Origin of the sequence: Maribacter algae (assembly GCF_047345745.1) — a bacterium.
In the GTDB taxonomy this organism is placed as follows: domain Bacteria; phylum Bacteroidota; class Bacteroidia; order Flavobacteriales; family Flavobacteriaceae; genus Maribacter.
In genome coordinates, this window is the sequence record NZ_JBLFES010000001.1 from 1,046,663 (window position 1) to 1,059,400 (window position 12,738).

The window sequence follows — 12,738 nt, forward strand, 5'->3', positions numbered from 1 at the left end:
AGGTAATGAGTCAGAAAATTAGAATAAAACTAAAATCTTACGATCACAATTTAGTAGATAAGTCTGCTGAGAAAATCGTAAAAACGGTAAAGACTACCGGTGCTGTTGTAACAGGCCCAATTCCTTTGCCAACTCATAAAAAGATATTTACGGTTTTGCGTTCACCACATGTAAACAAAAAATCTCGTGAGCAATTTCAATTGAGTTCTTATAAAAGACTATTGGATATTTATAGTTCTTCTTCAAAAACAATTGATGCACTAATGAAATTAGAGCTTCCAAGTGGTGTTGAAGTAGAGATAAAAGTGTAATGAATCTTGTTTTTCTGAAGCGATAGCGAACTGAAAAACGTAGATGAATTACATTCCGAACTTGTTTCGGAATCTTTAAAAAGTATAAACAAATCCTGAAATAAATTCAGGGTTAACATGTCCTGAGCTGCGTGCGAAGGAAAAACGGAAAAAAATAATTTAGGGTTAGATTATTTTGGCCCTATTTTTTTGTAAAGAGTTTAAGTAAATAATAATTAATATAAATACGTATGTCTGGGTTAATAGGAAAGAAAGTAGGCATGACCAGTATTTTTGACGAGAATGGGAAGAATATCCCTTGTACCGTTATTGAAGCTGGCCCATGTGTAGTTACCCAAGTCAGAACCGAAGAGGTAGACGGGTATAATGCCCTTCAGCTTGGTTTCGATGACAAGGCAGAAAAGCGTGCTAACAAGGCCGAAATTGGTCATTTTAAAAAAGCAGGTGTTTCTCCTATGAAAAAAGTCATTGAATTTCAGGATTTTGAAGGAGAGTTCAAACTGGGAGACACTTTGGGTGTTGACCTTTTTGTAGAGGGAGAGTTTGTGGATGTAATAGGCACATCTAAAGGTAAAGGATTCCAAGGTGTTGTAAAAAGACATGGTTTTGGAGGTGTTGGTCAGTCCACGCACGGTCAGCATAACCGTCTCAGGGCTCCTGGTTCTATTGGTGCGGCATCTTATCCTGCTAGAGTTTTCAAAGGAATGAGAATGGCAGGTAGAATGGGCGGAGAACGTGTAACTGTTCAAAACCTTAGAGTATTGAAAGTAGTTCCAGAGAAAAACCTTATCGTAGTCAAAGGTTGTGTGCCTGGTCATAAGAACGCTTACGTAACTATTGAGAAGTAATGAAGGTAGCAGTTTTAGATATTAAAGGAAAAGACACAGGTAGAAAGGCAGACCTTTCTGATAGTGTTTTCGCTATAGAGCCGAACAATCACGCTGTTTATTTGGATGTGAAACAATATTTGGCACATCAGAGACAAGGAACCCATAAGTCAAAGGAACGTGCTGAAATTGCGGGCAGTACTCGAAAGATTAAAAAACAGAAAGGTACCGGTACAGCAAGGGCAGGTAGTATAAAATCTCCGATTTTTAGAGGTGGTGGCCGTATTTTTGGACCACGTCCAAAGGATTATACCCAAAAATTGAATAAAGGATTAAAGCGTTTGGCTCGTAAATCGGCACTTGCAATCAAGTCAAAAGAGAAAGCAATTATAGTCGTAGAGGACTTCGATTTTGATACACCAAAAACCAAAGATTTTATACAAGTTTTGAAGTCTTTAGGATTGGAAAATAAAAAATCTTTAATAGTGTTGGGCGATTCGAATAAAGGTGTATATTTGTCTTCGCGTAATTTCAAGGGTTCTGACGTTATAACTAATTCAGAATTAAGCACTTACAAAATATTAAATGCCAATAGCGTTGTGTTTACAGAGGGCTCTTTGGAAGGAATCGAATCCAACTTAAATAAATAGAATAACCATGAGTGTGTTGATAAAGCCAATTATTACGGAAAAAATGACCGCTGAAAGTGAGTTGAACAACCGCTATGGTTTTTTTGTTGATCCGAGAGCGAACAAGATTGAAATCAAAAAAGAAGTAGAGTCCACTTATGGTGTTTCCGTAAAGAAAGTAAGAACCATGAATTACGGACCTACTAGAAAATCTAGATATACCAAAACTGGTGTGCAACATGGAAAAACAAATGCTCTTAAAAAAGCGATTGTTGATGTTGTGGAAGGTGATGTTATTGATTTTTACAGTAATCTATAAAGACAAAAGATGTCAGTTAGAAAATTAAAACCAGTCACTCCTGGGCAGCGTTTTAGAGTAGTAAATGGGTTTGACGCCATTACTGCTGATAAGCCGGAGAAAAGCTTGCTTGCTCCGTTAAAAAAGTCCGGAGGTAGGAACAGTCAAGGAAAAATGACCATTCGCCAAAAAGGTGGCGGTCATAAAAGAAGGTATCGTATAATCGATTTTAAAAGGGATAAGCAATATGTTGCTGCAACCGTAAAGTCTATTGAGTACGATCCAAATAGAACAGCTTTTATTGCTTTATTGCAGTATGAGGATGGAGAAAAGAGATATGTGGTAGCGCAAAATGGACTTCAAGTTGGGCAAAGTGTTTCTGCGGGTGCAACATCGGCACCGGAAATAGGAAATGCATTGCCTTTGAGTGAAATACCTTTGGGAACTATTATCTCTTGCATAGAATTGCGACCGGGTCAAGGAGCAGTAATGGCAAGAAGTGCTGGAACTTTTGCACAATTAATGGCAAAAGACGGCAAATTTGTTACGGTAAAAATGCCTTCTGGCGAAACAAGATTAGTTCTTTCGGGATGTATGGCCACTATAGGTGCGGTCTCAAATTCTGACCATCAATTGCTTGTTTCAGGTAAAGCGGGTAGAAGTAGATGGTTGGGTAGAAGACCTAGAACTAGGCCTGTAGCGATGAACCCCGTGGATCACCCAATGGGTGGTGGTGAAGGTAGGGCCTCTGGTGGTCATCCAAGATCTAGAAACGGTATTCCTGCTAAAGGTTATAAGACTCGTTCCAAGACCAAGAGTACCAATAAGTATATCATAGAACGTAGAAAGAAATAAAAAGTAGAAAGAAATGGCACGTTCACTAAAGAAAGGACCTTACGTTCATTACAGTTTAGAGAAAAAGATACAGCAAAGTGCTGCTTCTGGAAAGAAATCTGTCATCAAGACATGGTCCAGGGCATCAATGATTACTCCTGATTTTGTGGGTTTAACAATAGCTGTTCATAATGGTAGGCAATTCGTACCTGTTTTCGTAACAGAGAATATGGTAGGACATAAATTGGGGGAATTTTCACCAACTAGATCTTTTAGAGGTCATGCAGGTGCAAAAAACAAAGGTAAAAAGTAAGCTATGGGAGTTCGAAAAAAACAGATGGCCGAAAGAATAAAGGCCGAGAAGAAACAAATAGCGTTCGCTAAATTGAACAATTGTCCTACATCTCCAAGAAAAATGAGATTGGTCGCCGATTTGATAAGAGGCGAGAAAGTGGAAAAGGCTTTAGCTATTTTGAGATTCAATTCAAAAGAAGCATCAAGAAAATTGGAAAAGTTATTGCTCTCCGCACTTGCTAATTGGCAAGCAAAAAATGAAGAGGCCAGTTTAGAGGATGCCGATTTAGTTGTTGCGGAAATACGAGTTGATAGCGGTGCTATGTTAAAACGATTGAGACCGGCTCCTCAAGGTAGAGCGCATAGAATAAGAAAAAGATCTAATCATGTAACCTTGGTTTTGGGGTCTAACAATAATACAGAAAGCTAGAATGGGACAGAAAACAAATCCAATAGGGAATCGTCTAGGGATAATCAGAGGATGGGAATCTAACTGGTATGGAGGAAACGATTATGGTGATAAACTAGCTGAGGACGACAAAATTAGAAAGTATATTCACGCAAGGCTTTCCAAAGCCAGTGTGTCTAGGGTAATAATTGAGCGTACCCTAAAACTGATTACAATTACGGTGACGACAGCTAGACCCGGTATTATTATCGGTAAAGGCGGTCAAGAAGTTGATAAGTTGAAAGAAGAGCTCAAAAAGATTACCAATAAAGAGGTCCAGATCAATATCTATGAGATTAAGCGTCCGGAAGTAGATGCTAATTTGGTAGCCGCTAGTGTGGCGCGTCAAATCGAAAGCAGAATTTCATATAGAAGAGCTATAAAGATGGCTATTGCGGCTGCAATGCGTATGAACGCTGAAGGAATCAAAATTCAGATTTCCGGTCGTTTGAACGGAGCTGAGATGGCACGTTCGGAGTCTTATAAAGATGGAAGAATCCCATTGTCTACTTTTAGAGCCGATATTGATTATGCCTTGCACGAAGCACAAACTACCTATGGTAAACTGGGAATCAAGGTTTGGATCATGAAGGGCGAAGTATACGGTAAAAGAGAATTATCTCCTTTGGTCGGAATGCAGAAAGGTCAGTCAGGTAAAGGAGGAAAGCAAGACGGTGGAAGAAAACCACGTCGTAGAAAGTAATTTATTAAAGAAGTCAAGAGATGTTACAACCGAAAAGAACAAAGTTCCGAAAAATGCAGAAAGGCCGTATGAAAGGCAATTCTGGTAGAGGGCATCTGCTTTCTAATGGTATGTTCGGTATAAAATCAATGGATGCTTCTTTTTTGACTTCCCGTCAGATTGAGGCAGCTCGTATAGCGGCAACCAGATATATGAAAAGGGAGGGGCAATTATGGATAAAGATTTTCCCGGATAAGCCCATTACCAAGAAGCCTTTGGAAGTACGTATGGGTAAAGGTAAAGGTGCGCCGGAATATTTTGTGGCCGTAGTGAAACCGGGAAGGGTTATGTTCGAGGTTGCAGGTGTTCCAATAGAAATTGCTAAAGAGGCACTTAGGTTGGCCGCTCAGAAATTACCTGTAAAAACAAAGTTCATTGTAGCTAGGGATTATACTCCTACTGAGATTTAAACGTAAGAATGATGAAAAAACAAGAAATTAAAGAGCTGTCCGTTGAGGAGCTTTCGCAGAAACTTACGGAGTATAAAAAGCAACACGCAGATTTAAAAATGGCACATTTTGTAACTCCTTTGGAGAACCCTCTTCAAATACGAAAAGTTAGAAGAACGGTCGCTAGATTGGCCACTGAATTAACAAATAGGGAAAACCAATAATTGGTTCTGCTTTATGGAAGAAAAGAGAAATTTAAGAAAGGAAAGAATTGGGGTCGTAACCAGCAATAAAATGGAAAAATCCATCATAGTTGCAGAGGTTAAACGTGTAAAGCACCCTATGTATGGTAAATTCGTTTTGAAAACGAAAAAATACGTTGCGCACGACGAAAAGAACGACTGTAAGGAAGGTGATACCGTAAAGATTATGGAAACCCGCCCTATGAGCAAGACAAAATGTTGGAGATTAGTAGAAATCTTAGAAAGAGCTAAATAAGTTATGTTACAGCAAGAATCTAGATTAAAGGTAGCGGATAATACAGGAGCCAAGGAAGTATTGACCATTCGTGTTCTTGGAGGTACCAAGAGAAGGTATGCTTCTATTGGGGATAAAATAGTAGTTACCGTAAAGGAGGCTACTCCTAATGGCGGTATTAAGAAAGGTGCTGTTTCAACAGCCGTTGTGGTTCGTACCAAGAAAGAAGTTAGAAGACCGGATGGTTCGTATATAAGATTTGATGATAACGCTTGCGTTTTATTGAATCCGACGGGAGAAATGAGAGGTACACGTGTATTCGGTCCTGTAGCGAGAGAGCTAAGGGATAAGCAGTTTATGAAAATTGTATCATTGGCCCCTGAGGTTCTTTAAATAACAGAGGATGAGAAAGTTGAAAATAAAAGCAGGAGATACGATAAGGGTTATGGCCGGAGATCATAAAGGATCGGAAGGCAAAGTCTTGTCCGTAAACATTGAAAAGAACAAAGCAATTGTTGAGGGGGTTAATATGGTTTCAAAACATGAGAAGCCTAGTGCTAAAAATCCTCAAGGTGGTATTGTTAAAAAGGAAGCGCTGATTCATATTTCTAATCTTTCATTGATTGACCCTAAGTCCGGTGACGCCACTAGAGTTGGTTATGAGATGAGAGATGGTAAGAAAGTGAGATTTGCTAAGAAATCCAATGAAGTAATTTAGTTATGGCTTACGTTGCAAGATTAAAAAAAGAATATAAGGAGCGTATCGTTTCAGCTCTAAAAGAGGAATACAGTTACAAGAATGTAATGGAGGTTCCCAAATTGGAGAAAATTGTTTTGAGTAGAGGTATCGGTGCTGCTGTCGCCGACAAAAAACTTATTGACCATGCTGTGGACGAGATGACTATGATTACCGGTCAGAAGGCTATTCCAACAATGTCCAAAAAGGATGTTGCTGCTTTTAAATTAAGAAAGGGAATGCCTATTGGAGCCAAAGTTACATTACGAGGTGATCGTATGTATGAGTTCTTGGATAGATTGGTGACTACTGCCTTACCGCGAGTTAGGGATTTTCAAGGAATCAAGGCTACGGGTTTTGATGGTAGAGGAAATTATAACTTAGGTATTACGGAACAAATTATATTCCCAGAGATAAATATTGATAAAATCAACAGAATCAATGGGATGGATATTACTTTTGTGACCTCCGCAAATACGGATAAGGAAGCAAAATCATTACTAACAGAATTGGGATTACCTTTTAAAAAGAATTAGTATGGCTAAAGAATCAATGAAAGCTCGTGAGAGAAAGAGAGCAAGAACTGTAGCTAAATATGCCGAAAAGCGTAAAGCTTTAAAAGAAGCGGGTGACTATGAGGCACTTCAGAAATTACCAAAAAATGCTTCGCCAGTTCGTATGCATAACAGATGTAAGCTTACTGGTAGACCAAAGGGTTATATGAGAACATTTGGTATCTCTAGGGTTCTTTTTAGGGAGATGGCAAACAAAGGATTGATTCCTGGTGTTAAGAAAGCCAGCTGGTAATAGGACAAAATAGAATAAACTGGTTTCAGGTTTAGCAATAGTGCTAAAAACCGTCACCGAATTTAATATAAATGGTAACAGATACTATAGCAGATTATCTAACAAGGGTTAGAAACGCAAGCAGGGCAGGACACAGGGTTGTGGAAATTCCGGCTTCCAACTTAAAAAAGGAAATAACTAAAATATTATTTGATCAAGGATATATTTTAAGTTACAAGTTTGAGGAAGATAAGGTTCAGGGAACTATAAAAATTGCCTTAAAATACGATAAGGCTACTAAAGAACCTGTCATCAAGAGATTACAGCGCATTAGTAAGCCAGGTCTTAGAAAATATGCACCTAGTCAGGATTTACCTAGGGTTTTAAACGGACTAGGTATTGCCATTGTTTCTACATCGCACGGTGTTATGACAAGTAAGCAGGCTCAATCTGAAAACGTTGGTGGCGAAGTTCTTTGCTACGTTTATTAATAGTATAAAGTTTTAGAAGATGTCTAGAATAGGAAATAATCCAGTAGCGATTCCAGAAGGAGTTACAGTAGAAATAAAAGAAAACATTGTTACTGTTAAAGGCAAGTTGGGAGAATTAACACAAGAGTTTTCCGGTGTCCAAATTAAGAGTGAAGATGGAAATGTTTTTGTAACAAGACCATCGGATTCAAAGAACCATAAGGAAAAGCATGGTCTATATAGAAGTTTAATCCACAATATGTTGGAAGGAGTTTCTAAAGGGTGGACGAAAGAATTGGAATTAGTAGGTGTAGGATACCGTGCTAGCAATCAAGGTCAAAAATTAGATTTAGCTTTAGGTTTTTCCCATAACATTATATTCGACTTGGCACCTGAGGTAAAAGTTGAAACAATCTCGGAAAAAGGAAAAAATCCTATCGTTAAGCTAACATCACACGATAAACAGCTTGTAGGCCAGGTTGCGGCCAAAATCAGATCTTTCAGAAAGCCTGAGCCATATAAAGGAAAAGGTGTGAAGTTTGTAGGAGAACAGTTAAGAAGAAAAGCAGGTAAATCAGCTTAAGAAAAGTATTATGGGATTGTCAAACACACAAAGAAAATTAAGAATACGCAGAAGAATTCGAAAGGTTTCCTTTGGAACCGCTGAAAGACCTAGATTGTCAGTATTCAGAAGTAATAGTGCCATTTATGCGCAACTAATTGATGATAACAAAGGTGTAACGTTGGCTTCGGCCTCCTCAAGAGATAAAGACATTGCCTCTAAAAAAGGAAGTAAGTCTGAAATGGCAGCTTTAGTAGGAAAAGCTATTGCCGAAAAATCTAAAAAAGCAGGAGTAGAAAAAGTCGCTTTTGATAGAGGTGGTAATTTATATCACGGGAGAGTAAAGTCTTTGGCTGAAGGGGCAAGGGAAGCAGGATTAAAATTCTAAAATAAAAGTATGTTTCAAAAATACAAAAACGTAGAAACGGTTAAGCCGGGAGGTTTAGAATTAAAAGATCGATTAGTCGGTGTTCAACGTGTGACCAAAGTAACCAAAGGTGGTAGGGCATTCGGTTTCTCAGCTATCGTTGTTGTTGGAGATGAAAACGGTGTTGTAGGTCACGGTCTTGGAAAATCCAAAGAAGTTGCAACGGCAATTGCAAAGGCAATTGAAGACGGGAAAAAGAATTTAATCCGTATTCCTTTGAACAGGGGTACGTTACCTCATGAACAAAAAGGAAAATATGGCGGTGCTAGAGTGTATATTCAGCCTGCATCCCATGGTACAGGGGTAATTGCCGGTGGCGCAGTTAGAGCGGTATTGGAAGCTGTAGGGGTACAGGACGTACTTTCTAAATCGCAAGGTTCTTCCAACCCTCACAATGTTGTAAAGGCCACATTTGATGCGTTATTGCAATTAAGGGACGCCAAGACAGTAGCACACCAAAGAGGTGTTTCTATGGAGAAAGTATTTAAAGGTTAAGCTAACGAAGATGGCAAAGATTAAAGTAAAAAAGGTTAAGAGTAGTATAAAGAAGCCTCAAAATCAGAAAAGGACTTTAGAAGCTCTTGGTTTAAAAAGGATAGGTCAAGTAGTGGAACACGATGCTACCCCAAACATCCTTGGTATGGTAAATAAAGTTAAACATTTGGTTTCCGTAGAGGAGGCTTAAATATAGGAATTGATGAATTTAAGTAATCTTAAACCTGCTGAAGGTTCAGTAAATAGAGATGGTAAACGTCTTGGAAGAGGACAAGGTTCCGGTAAAGGTGGTACCGCTGCCAGAGGTCATAAAGGGGCCAAGTCTAGATCTGGATATTCCAAGAAAATTGGTTTTGAAGGTGGTCAGATGCCATTACAAAGACGTGTTCCCAAGTTTGGTTTTACGAATATCAACAGAAAGGAATATAAAGGAATCAATTTGGATAAGTTACAAGAGTTGGTCGACAAAAAGGTCGTTAAAGATACCGTTACGGTTGACACGCTTATAGAAAATAGACTTATCAAGAAAAACGATTTGGTTAAAATTTTAGGTGGAGGTGAATTGAAAGCTTCACTAAAAATATCCGTACATAAATTTACGGCTACGGCAAAGGCTGCTATTGAAAAAGCTGGTGGTGAAGCCATAAATTTATAAGCATAACGAGAGCATGAAGAATTTCATCGATACATTATCCAATATTTGGAAAATAGAAGAGCTAAGGAATAGGATACTTATTACTTTAGGTCTTCTTTTGGTATACCGTTTTGGTTGTCAAATAGTTCTTCCAGGTATAGATTCAACGCAACTAGGTGGTTTAGCGGATGGTACCGATCAGGGTATTTTTGGTTTATTGAATGCGTTTACTGGCGGGGCATTTGCCAATGCCTCTATATTCGCTTTGGGTATCATGCCATATATATCCGCATCTATTGTCGTTCAATTAATGGGTATTGCTATTCCATATCTTCAAAAACTTCAGAAAGAAGGGGAGAGCGGTCGTAAGACCATCAATCAGATTACAAGATGGTTGACCATTGGTATTTGTATCGTTCAGGCTCCTGCGTATTTATATGGTTTGGAGGCTTTTGGAGTTCGTGATAGTGCTTTTATATTAGGAAAGGGACTGGATTTTATGGTGCCGGCGGTAATCATATTGGTTACAGGTTGTGTATTTGCGATGTGGTTGGGTGAGAAAATAACGGATAAGGGTATCGGTAACGGTATTTCCTTATTGATTATGATAGGAATCATTGCCACAATGCCACAATCATTTGTACAGGAGTTCATCTCTAGGACTACGAACAATAATGGCGGATTAATGTTCATCCTTATTGAAATCATAGTTTGGTTCTTGGTTATTTTAGCATGTGTATTGTTGGTAATGGCTACACGCCAAATACCGGTACAATATGCAAGGAGAACGGCTTCTGGAGGTTATGAGAAAAATGTAATGGGCTCTCGACAGTACATTCCATTAAAGTTGAATGCCTCCGGTGTGATGCCGATTATATTCGCTCAGGCCATTATGTTCGTTCCCGGTTTAATAGGGAGTGCTTTTGATGATACGGCCTTCGGGCAGTGGATGCAAGTTCAGTTTGCAGATATTTTTGGATGGGCCTATAATTTATTATTTGCTTTCTTGATTATCATATTTACCTATTTCTATACCGCTATCACTGTTCCTACCAATAAAATGGCCGATGATTTAAAAAGAAGCGGCGGATTTATTCCGGGAATACGCCCTGGGAAGGAAACTGGGGATTTCTTGGATAAGATTATGTCTCTCATTACACTTCCTGGCTCTATCTTTTTAGCGCTATTGGCAGTATTGCCTGCCGTAGTGGTTAAGCTTCTAGATGTACAGGCAGGTTGGGCATTGTTTTATGGTGGTACATCGCTACTGATTATGGTAGGGGTAGCTATTGATACGGTTCAACAAGTAAACTCATATCTGTTGAATAGGCATTATGATGGTCTTATGAAAACAGGTAAAAATAGAAAAGTAGCATAAGTTATGGCAAAGCAAGCAGCAATAGAGCAAGATGGATCTATCATCGAAGCGTTGTCCAATGCAATGTTTCGTGTAGAATTGGAGAATGGTCATGTAGTTACTGCGCATATTTCAGGTAAGATGCGCATGCACTATATTAAATTATTACCTGGGGATAAGGTGAAATTGGAAATGAGTCCATACGACCTTACCAAAGCAAGAATTACTTATAGATACTAAGATAGAAGATGAAACCAACATTTTTATAAAATTCTTATGACGAGAATTATTTGAAAATCAAGGTTACATGTGACAATAGAGAGAATAAAGATCAACACATGAAAGTAAGAGCATCAGTTAAGAAAAGAAGTGCCGACTGCAAGATTGTTCGCAGAAAGGGCAGGTTGTACGTAATCAACAAGAAGAATCCTAGATTTAAACAAAGACAAGGGTAATTATGGCAAGAATCGCGGGTATTGATATACCAAAACAGAAAAGAGGTGTTATCGCCTTGACCTATATTTTCGGAATAGGTAAGAGTCGTGCAAAGGAGATTTTAGGAAACGCACAAGTTAGTGAAGATACTAAGGTTTCTGATTGGAACGATGATGAAATTGGTCGTATTAGGGAAGCAGTTTCCAACTATATCATTGAAGGTGAATTGCGTTCCGAGACACAATTGAACATTAAGCGATTGATGGATATTGGATGTTACAGAGGTATTCGTCACAGATCTGGATTGCCATTAAGGGGTCAAAGAACAAAGAACAACTCTAGGACTAGAAAAGGAAAGCGTAAAACTGTTGCTAACAAGAAGAAAGCGACTAAATAATATAAAGTAATCAGTACTGAGTACGCAGTATTAAGTGATTGTTTCGCTGTAACGGACAAGCTTTGCTAACTACTTAATACTAATGACTAAATACTATAAATATGGCAAAGGCAAATACTAAAGTCACCAAGAAACGTAAAGTAGTCGTTGACGCTGTTGGAGAAGCGCACGTAACGGCTTCGTTCAACAATATCATCATATCCCTAACCAACAAAAAAGGAGATGTGATTTCTTGGTCATCTGCAGGTAAGTTAGGATTTAGAGGCTCCAAGAAAAATACTCCTTATGCTGCTCAAGTTGCAGCTGAAGATTGTGCTAAGGTAGCGCATGAAGCAGGTTTGAGAAAAGTGAAGGTTTACGTTAAAGGACCTGGTAACGGAAGAGAATCCGCTATACGTTCATTACATAATGCAGGAATTGAAGTAACCGAAATCATTGATGTTACTCCGATGCCTCACAATGGATGCAGACCTCCAAAAAGAAGAAGAGTTTAATTAATAATCAATATATTTCACGGAAGGTGTAGTTACGATTATCGAAGGATAAGCCTTAATTCATAATCTCACTTTCAAACTAAAAGAAAATGGCAAGATATACAGGACCAAAATCAAAAATCGCTAGGAAGTTTGGAGAAGCGATTTTCGGAGACGACAAGTCTTTTGAAAAGAAAAATTACCCTCCAGGACAGCACGGAAATGCAAGACGTAGAGGAAAGAAATCTGAATATTCCGTTCAGTTAATGGAGAAGCAAAAAGCAAAATATACTTACGGAATTCTAGAAAAACAATTTAGAAATCTATTTGCCGCTGCAAAAAGAAAAGAAGGTGTAACGGGTGAGGTGCTTTTACAATTATGTGAGTCACGTTTAGATAATGTGGTTTACAGGATGGGAATATCGCCTACAAGAAGTGGAGCTAGACAATTGGTCTCCCATAGACACATCACAGTAAATGGAGAATTGGTAAACATACCCTCTTACAGCCTTAAAGCTGGTGATATAGTAGGTGTAAGGGAGAAATCCAAATCCTTACAGAGCATTCAAGATTCTCTTTCTGCTAATAGCGCAGTTTACGAATGGATTACGTGGAATACTGAGAAAAAGGAAGGTACTTACGTTTCCATTCCGGAAAGACTTCAGATTCCTGAGAACATCAAAGAACAATTAATCGTCGAGTTATACTCTAAATAAA

27 protein-coding genes are annotated in these 12,738 nt (G+C 38.6%); all 27 read left to right on the forward strand.

Annotated elements, in window-relative coordinates; translation table 11 throughout:
* Positions 1-5 precede the first annotated feature (5 nt).
* The 27 genes from rpsJ (at position 6) to rpsD (ending at position 12,737) form a co-directional block, all read left to right on the forward strand.
* Positions 6-311 carry a 30S ribosomal protein S10 gene (gene rpsJ / locus ACKWBX_RS04505; RefSeq protein ID WP_007094989.1) on the forward strand — a complete coding sequence of 102 codons (306 nt, stop codon included), beginning with the start codon at positions 6-8 and terminating at the stop codon, positions 309-311.
* A gap of 230 nt (positions 312-541) precedes the next feature.
* On the forward strand, positions 542-1,159 hold the full coding sequence (gene rplC / locus ACKWBX_RS04510) for a 50S ribosomal protein L3 (RefSeq protein WP_413967459.1): 618 nt from the start codon (positions 542-544) through the stop codon (positions 1,157-1,159).
* Positions 1,159-1,788 carry a 50S ribosomal protein L4 gene (gene rplD, locus ACKWBX_RS04515; RefSeq protein ID WP_413967460.1) on the forward strand — a complete coding sequence of 210 codons (630 nt, stop codon included), beginning with the start codon at positions 1,159-1,161 and terminating at the stop codon, positions 1,786-1,788. Before rplC ends, rplD begins: the two co-directional genes overlap by 1 nt.
* Positions 1,789-1,795: 7 nt before the next feature.
* Positions 1,796-2,086: a 50S ribosomal protein L23 gene (gene rplW, locus ACKWBX_RS04520; protein ID WP_413967461.1), complete on the forward strand. Its 291-nt coding sequence runs from the start codon at positions 1,796-1,798 to the stop codon at positions 2,084-2,086.
* 9 nt (positions 2,087-2,095) lie between these two features.
* Positions 2,096-2,920 (forward strand): 50S ribosomal protein L2, encoded by an 825-nt coding sequence (gene rplB, locus ACKWBX_RS04525; protein ID WP_413967462.1) that lies wholly within the window; start codon positions 2,096-2,098, stop codon positions 2,918-2,920.
* 13 nt (positions 2,921-2,933) lie between these two features.
* Positions 2,934-3,212, forward strand: coding sequence for a 30S ribosomal protein S19 (rpsS, locus tag ACKWBX_RS04530; RefSeq protein WP_413967463.1), 279 nt, complete (start codon positions 2,934-2,936; stop codon positions 3,210-3,212).
* Positions 3,213-3,215: 3 nt separating this feature from the next.
* The gene (gene rplV / locus ACKWBX_RS04535; RefSeq protein WP_413967464.1) at positions 3,216-3,623 is read left to right on the forward strand and encodes a 50S ribosomal protein L22; all 408 of its coding nucleotides are present in this window, start codon (positions 3,216-3,218) and stop codon (positions 3,621-3,623) included.
* Position 3,624: 1 nt separating this feature from the next.
* Positions 3,625-4,344, forward strand: a complete 720-nt coding sequence (rpsC, locus tag ACKWBX_RS04540; RefSeq protein WP_413967465.1) for a 30S ribosomal protein S3 — start codon at positions 3,625-3,627, stop codon at positions 4,342-4,344.
* A gap of 20 nt (positions 4,345-4,364) precedes the next feature.
* Positions 4,365-4,793 carry a 50S ribosomal protein L16 gene (gene rplP / locus ACKWBX_RS04545; RefSeq protein WP_413967466.1) on the forward strand — a complete coding sequence of 143 codons (429 nt, stop codon included), beginning with the start codon at positions 4,365-4,367 and terminating at the stop codon, positions 4,791-4,793.
* A gap of 11 nt (positions 4,794-4,804) precedes the next feature.
* Positions 4,805-4,996: a 50S ribosomal protein L29 gene (gene rpmC, locus ACKWBX_RS04550; protein ID WP_413967467.1), complete on the forward strand. Its 192-nt coding sequence runs from the start codon at positions 4,805-4,807 to the stop codon at positions 4,994-4,996.
* Between the two features lie 13 nt (positions 4,997-5,009).
* On the forward strand, positions 5,010-5,270 hold the full coding sequence (gene rpsQ / locus ACKWBX_RS04555) for a 30S ribosomal protein S17 (RefSeq protein WP_413967468.1): 261 nt from the start codon (positions 5,010-5,012) through the stop codon (positions 5,268-5,270).
* Positions 5,271-5,273: 3 nt separating this feature from the next.
* Entirely contained in the window at positions 5,274-5,642 is a 369-nt protein-coding gene (rplN, locus tag ACKWBX_RS04560) for a 50S ribosomal protein L14 (protein WP_013993867.1), read from the forward strand.
* A gap of 10 nt (positions 5,643-5,652) precedes the next feature.
* Entirely contained in the window at positions 5,653-5,967 is a 315-nt protein-coding gene (gene rplX / locus ACKWBX_RS04565) for a 50S ribosomal protein L24 (RefSeq protein ID WP_413967469.1), read from the forward strand.
* A 2-nt stretch (positions 5,968-5,969) separates the two neighbouring features.
* Positions 5,970-6,521 (forward strand): 50S ribosomal protein L5, encoded by a 552-nt coding sequence (gene rplE / locus ACKWBX_RS04570; protein ID WP_413967470.1) that lies wholly within the window; start codon positions 5,970-5,972, stop codon positions 6,519-6,521.
* A 1-nt stretch (position 6,522) separates the two neighbouring features.
* Entirely contained in the window at positions 6,523-6,792 is a 270-nt protein-coding gene (gene rpsN, locus ACKWBX_RS04575) for a 30S ribosomal protein S14 (RefSeq protein ID WP_413967471.1), read from the forward strand.
* A 71-nt stretch (positions 6,793-6,863) separates the two neighbouring features.
* The gene (gene rpsH / locus ACKWBX_RS04580) at positions 6,864-7,262 is read left to right on the forward strand and encodes a 30S ribosomal protein S8 (RefSeq protein ID WP_413967472.1); all 399 of its coding nucleotides are present in this window, start codon (positions 6,864-6,866) and stop codon (positions 7,260-7,262) included.
* A 19-nt stretch (positions 7,263-7,281) separates the two neighbouring features.
* Entirely contained in the window at positions 7,282-7,824 is a 543-nt protein-coding gene (gene rplF, locus ACKWBX_RS04585) for a 50S ribosomal protein L6 (RefSeq protein WP_413967473.1), read from the forward strand.
* 10 nt (positions 7,825-7,834) lie between these two features.
* Entirely contained in the window at positions 7,835-8,191 is a 357-nt protein-coding gene (rplR, locus tag ACKWBX_RS04590) for a 50S ribosomal protein L18 (protein WP_413967474.1), read from the forward strand.
* 9 nt (positions 8,192-8,200) lie between these two features.
* Complete coding sequence (gene rpsE, locus ACKWBX_RS04595) at positions 8,201-8,725, forward strand: 30S ribosomal protein S5 (protein ID WP_413967475.1); 525 nt, start codon at positions 8,201-8,203, stop codon at positions 8,723-8,725.
* 10 nt (positions 8,726-8,735) lie between these two features.
* Entirely contained in the window at positions 8,736-8,915 is a 180-nt protein-coding gene (gene rpmD / locus ACKWBX_RS04600) for a 50S ribosomal protein L30 (protein ID WP_413967476.1), read from the forward strand.
* A 12-nt stretch (positions 8,916-8,927) separates the two neighbouring features.
* Positions 8,928-9,380, forward strand: a complete 453-nt coding sequence (gene rplO, locus ACKWBX_RS04605) for a 50S ribosomal protein L15 (protein WP_413967477.1) — start codon at positions 8,928-8,930, stop codon at positions 9,378-9,380.
* A 13-nt stretch (positions 9,381-9,393) separates the two neighbouring features.
* The gene (gene secY / locus ACKWBX_RS04610; protein WP_413967478.1) at positions 9,394-10,737 is read left to right on the forward strand and encodes a preprotein translocase subunit SecY; all 1,344 of its coding nucleotides are present in this window, start codon (positions 9,394-9,396) and stop codon (positions 10,735-10,737) included.
* 3 nt (positions 10,738-10,740) lie between these two features.
* A complete protein-coding gene (gene infA, locus ACKWBX_RS04615; RefSeq protein ID WP_013305172.1) occupies positions 10,741-10,956 on the forward strand; it encodes a translation initiation factor IF-1 in 216 nt (71 codons plus the stop codon).
* A gap of 98 nt (positions 10,957-11,054) precedes the next feature.
* A complete protein-coding gene (gene ykgO, locus ACKWBX_RS04620; protein WP_013305171.1) occupies positions 11,055-11,171 on the forward strand; it encodes a type B 50S ribosomal protein L36 in 117 nt (38 codons plus the stop codon).
* A gap of 2 nt (positions 11,172-11,173) precedes the next feature.
* A complete protein-coding gene (gene rpsM, locus ACKWBX_RS04625; protein ID WP_413967479.1) occupies positions 11,174-11,548 on the forward strand; it encodes a 30S ribosomal protein S13 in 375 nt (124 codons plus the stop codon).
* A 101-nt stretch (positions 11,549-11,649) separates the two neighbouring features.
* On the forward strand, positions 11,650-12,042 hold the full coding sequence (rpsK, locus tag ACKWBX_RS04630) for a 30S ribosomal protein S11 (RefSeq protein WP_413967480.1): 393 nt from the start codon (positions 11,650-11,652) through the stop codon (positions 12,040-12,042).
* An 89-nt stretch (positions 12,043-12,131) separates the two neighbouring features.
* A complete protein-coding gene (gene rpsD / locus ACKWBX_RS04635; RefSeq protein ID WP_413967481.1) occupies positions 12,132-12,737 on the forward strand; it encodes a 30S ribosomal protein S4 in 606 nt (201 codons plus the stop codon).
* Position 12,738 lies beyond the last annotated feature (1 nt).